The organism is Bacillota bacterium (assembly GCA_013177945.1).
Lineage (GTDB): Bacteria > Bacillota > DSM-12270 > Thermacetogeniales > Thermacetogeniaceae > Ch130.
The window spans coordinates 1-4543 of record JABLXW010000038.1; the positions used below are offsets into that span (position 1 = coordinate 1).

General features: G+C 52.4%; 4 protein-coding genes. All 4 read left to right on the forward strand.

The features are described from left to right. Window positions 1–121 precede the first annotated feature (121 nt). Window positions 122–277, forward strand: a complete 156-nt coding sequence (locus tag HPY58_13775) for a hypothetical protein (GenBank protein ID NPV30684.1) — start codon at window positions 122–124, stop codon at window positions 275–277. After that, window positions 264–3350 (forward strand): tape measure protein, encoded by a 3087-nt coding sequence (locus HPY58_13780; GenBank protein ID NPV30685.1) that lies wholly within the window; start codon window positions 264–266, stop codon window positions 3348–3350. Before HPY58_13775 ends, HPY58_13780 begins: the two co-directional genes overlap by 14 nt. 62 nt (window positions 3351–3412) lie before the next feature. Continuing rightward, window positions 3413–4228, forward strand: coding sequence for a hypothetical protein (locus HPY58_13785; GenBank protein NPV30686.1), 816 nt, complete (start codon window positions 3413–3415; stop codon window positions 4226–4228). Beyond that, window positions 4225–4543: terminase (locus tag HPY58_13790; GenBank protein NPV30687.1), on the forward strand; the 319-nt coding region annotated here is incomplete at its 3' end. The genes HPY58_13785 and HPY58_13790, both read left to right, overlap by 4 nt.

Below are 4543 nucleotides of genomic sequence, written 5' to 3' on the forward strand. Positions count from 1 at the left end.
TCAAACGCATCCTCCTGGCTGGCGAGTTGGCGGCCCTGGGAGATATAGTTCTGGATCTTTCCGGCTTTAACACTGAACTAGAAGATGTAAAAAACTAATTAAGTCCGGGGGGCTGGCGGGGATGCTGCATGCCATTTGGGTGCGGCATCACCTGCGGCCCGGAGAGTTTTGGGAGTTACCCAGGGGAGAACAGTTATTCTTGCTGGCTAGCATGGAATTAGAACTGGAAGCGGAACAACAAGCAAGAAAGGAGGCGGAACGGCATGGCTGGAAGTGAATTCTACCGGTTGGATATCGTTGTTGATGTAGCCGGGGACGACCAGGCAAAAGGAAAGCTGCAGGCCCTAGACAAATTCATTGAGCATACCCGTAAGCGCGGGGAAATGCTCAACCGGATGCAGGTCAGCCCCGCCGTCCGCCTCGTTGACCGTATTTCAGGGCCAGCTCGGCGGATAGAACAGCAGATGCAGCGCGTTCAGCGGGCAGCTGGGGCGCTGGATCGGGTAAGGATAGCTCCTTTGCTAAACGTCAGAGACAATCTTACCCGCAGCGTGCTTAAGGCCGATCAGATTATTAAAAAACTTGACCTGGCGCAAGCCTCTCCCATTATTGCCGTCCAGGATAGAGTATCATCGGTGGTTACCCGCATGAACGCAGCGCTAGAGGCTATAAATAAAGGTCACTTCAGCGCCGCTGTAGAGATGAAGGGTAATATCATCGACGAGGTAATGAAGGCCAAAGCCGCCCTGGCAGTGCTGAACGACGTTAAGGCCGGCCCGGTAGCGGAGTTGCGTGGCGAGCTATTCGGCCAGTTGACTAAAGCCTGGGCAGAGATACGGAAGCTGGATGAACTGGAAGTGGAGCCCAAGGCAACGCTGCGCGATCTGGTAACCTGGAAGGCCTGGCAAATCGGCGGCACATTGCGTGAGCTTGCTTCTCGTGCATGGACGGTGACAATTCAAGCTAAGGATCGGGTGACGAATGCAGTTAAGCGCATCGTCGGCGTCCTGACTAGCCCGCTGACTATGTTGGGAGCCGGCGCCGGCATAGCTGGCCTTATCGGGTACCCGCTCAAGTTGGCCGGGGAATTCGAGCAAGCGCGGATGTCGCTGGACTTCTATATGGGAAGTGCAGAAAAAGGCAAAAAAGCTTTTGAAGATTTAGTGGCATTTGCAGCCAAAACCCCCTTTGAATTTCCCTTTTTACAGCAATCAATGATAATGCTGATGGGTGCAGGATATTCCTTTGATAAGGCCAAACGCGCATTGACGGCTTTGGGAGACGCCGCCGGGCGCACTGGTGCCGGGATGGAAGGCATCCAGAATGCGCTGCTGGGATTTACACAGATAGCCTCCTCTGGCACCCTCAATCTGCAGGACTTGAGGCAGGTAGCGCTAAACCTCCGCATCCCAATCAATATGTTTGCCAAGGAATTGGGCGTAGCGGAAAGCGAAATCGGCGAGATAGGCAAGAAAGGCATTTCTGCCCAGAAAGCAATGGAAGCGATAGTAAGGACTCTAGAAAAGCGCTTCGGCGGCGGGCTGAAGCAGCTCTCCGAAAGCTTATTTGGACTAGTATCAACGATAAAAGATACGGCGCGGCTAACTGTATATAGTTTCGGCGCCGGTATGGCGAGTCCAGTCAAGAGGATTCTCCTAGATTTAGTCGGAACAACAGATTACACGAGCGAGAGATTTAAGGCAGTCCAAAAAACGCTGGAGAATGCGGGGAGACGAGTCGGGGAGTACTTTGAACGCGCGTATAAAAGAGTTAAAGACTTCTGGGGCGAAATTTCAGAAGACCCAGCGTTCCAGAAAATGGACTTCGGCGATAAACTGCTCTACGTGCTCAATCGAGGCCTTGATGCGGTTAGCAACTGGCTGAGCGGTCCCGGCGGGAAAAAGGTTCAGGAAATATTTGTTAAGCTGGGCGAGATAGCGGCCAAAGCTTGGCTTGTGGGCCTAGCTGGCATGGCAGAAGGTGCGGTAAGCTCCCTGGCAGAGGGCAATATCCTGGGCGGTGTCGGCCTCCTGGCCGGCGCAGGGATGCTGGGCGGTGGCATGCTCCTGCGTGGTGTTTGGGGACTTGGGAAAGGTATTTATGGCGCTGGTAAATGGCTAGTAGGTAAACTTGGATACGGAGCGGCTACTGCGGCGGAAGCTGTGACCGGAGCGGCAGAAACAGCAGCAACGGCGGCCAAACCAGCCGGGCTACTGTCTCGTTTAAGCGGGACAGGACGGATACTGGGTAGGATCGCCGTACCACTTGGTATTGGCCTCGATTTGTTTTCTATCTTTAGAGCGGCCCCCGAAGATCGGGCAGCTAAAATTGGCGGCGCTGCAGGCCGCTGGGGTGGCATGGCTGCCGGAGCCGCGCTGGGATCTATTATTCCAGGTGTAGGAACAACAATCGGCGGTCTCATAGGTTTCTTTGGCGGTGGTGCTCTAGGCAATAAAATCGGAGCTAACTGGCAGCTTATCAAGCAGAAGTCAGGGGAAGCATGGGAGACCGTAAAACAAAAAGCAAGTGACGCGTGGACATGGATCTCTACGCACGTCACGATCGAATCTATTGCAAAAGGGGCTGGCTATGTTTTTGGCTATCTCGAAGGCACTATATTTAATGGCGCCTGGTGGGCTGCAAAATGGGAAAACATTAAAACCTGGGCGAGTAATGCCTGGGCCAGCATGGTAAATGTATGGAACAGCGCCCAAGAAACCATTAGCAACACGATTTTTAACAGCGCCTGGTGGGCTGAGAAATGGAATGCTACAAAAACGTGGGCAAGTAACACTTGGAGCACGGCCAAATCAATATGGGAATCTGTTAAGGTTGCCATTAGTGACACCATTTTCAACAAAAAATGGTGGGACGAGAAATGGGATGCCGTGAAAAAATGGGCATCAGACACCTGGGCCATTATCAGGGGTGAATGGGATAAGATAAGCAAGTCTTTCAGCGCAGGCAGAGAAGCCGGGCGCCAAGCCGCCAAAACCCCCGTAGAAGCCCACGCCCTTGGTGGCGTATTCAACCGGCCCCACCTGGGCCTTGTGGCCGAAGCCGGGCCGGAGGTGATTATCCCTCTATCATCCCGGTTGCGGACTCGCGCACTAAATCTTTGGCAGCAAACCGGCGAATACCTGGGGGTTAAGCCCTACGCCCTGGGTGACTTTGCCGGGCCGGTACCGGTGGTGGCTGGGGCCGGGGCTGGTGGCGGTAGCGTAAATGTTACAGTTGCCGGTATTACCATTAACATGCCACGTGGCGAGCCTGATGAAGATGCACTAGCCTGGAATATTGGGCGGCGAATTGTTGGCGAGATTAAAAAGGCGCTTGAAAATAAGACATAATAGCAGGATTTGCCTGTCTAAACGGCAAAATATAGCATAACTAGTTAGTGGAGGTGTGCTACATGGCCGTTTTAGCAGGGTTTCTTGCGCTTTTGGGTTTGGCCGGCGTGGTTGTAGCCCTGGTCATGCTGATCGTTCAGTCTGTCTCTAAGCGCGGGTGGACCAAGAAAAGGATTTGGACGGTGGGGACTATATCACTGGCCCTATTTGTTATTGGAGTGGTTATGGGAGTGTCATCGGTGCCAGATGGGTATGAAGCTGGGCAACAAGCAGCTAGGAGCGATGAGACGGTTTCAATATCGCCTGCTTCATCCCCAGTTCCCTCTTTGCCGACATCAGAACCCGCGCAAAAGGACCAGCAGCCTGCTAATTCACCCAAAAAAGAACAAAATCCATCCCCAACAACGGACAAAACAGCTGAGGAAAATTTTATCCCAGGTCTTGCGGCAGCAGATATTAAGTTAAACCTGGAAAGGACATGGGGACTCAAGTTTTCAGGTCCGCAAATCGGGCAAGACCTTGCTGAAGACAGCGGCGAAGCAGTAGACCCAGACACAGGAGTCAAGTTAATATGTAATATCTTCGAAACCTCACCGCTCCACATTCAATGGGTTGATTTTGTAATTGATGCATCTTCTGTCGCTGGCCTAGTAAGCGAGAAAGCGATAAATGCAGTAACAGAGGGATATTTTGGCTTTTGCGCTACCTTGCCTTATAATGAGTCAGAACCTGCAAAAGCCAAGCAGTGGGTTTCCAATAATGTCCGAAAAGCAACCAAGGCAGGCAATGTGATCTCAATACAAATAGGGCCAGCCAAGTTCGAGATGTTCGGTACAATGTATTTTCGCACTCTCAGGGTTAAGCCCGCTGCGGAATAGGTGGTGGTGACTGTGGATTTTTTCTTATAGATCCTGCCGGCTCAACGCTTCACCTGCCAGTAAACCCCTCGGAGGTGACCATCCGGCGGGAGAAGCAAATAGAAACAGTAAACATCATTAACTTAGGTGAAGTTGACTTCACAACCGGAGAGAAGCTGAAAGAAATCAGCTTCTCTTCTTTTTTCCCAGCAGAGTATGACCCAAGTTACTGCCGCTACTCGGACCTGCCAGACCCGCAGGAAGCGATGAACCTGCTGACCAAGTGGACGCAGGGGGAAAACCCTGTTCGGCTCATCATCACAACGACTATCATCA

Excerpts from the sequence above, each read along its gene's own strand:
- HPY58_13775 (NPV30684.1), top strand. The coding sequence starts at position 122 with ATGCTGCATGCCATTTGGGTGCGGCATCACCTGCGGCCCGGAGAGTTT.
- HPY58_13780 (NPV30685.1), top strand. The coding sequence starts at position 264 with ATGGCTGGAAGTGAATTCTACCGGTTGGATATCGTTGTTGATGTAGCC.
- HPY58_13785 (NPV30686.1), top strand. The coding sequence starts at position 3,413 with ATGGCCGTTTTAGCAGGGTTTCTTGCGCTTTTGGGTTTGGCCGGCGTG.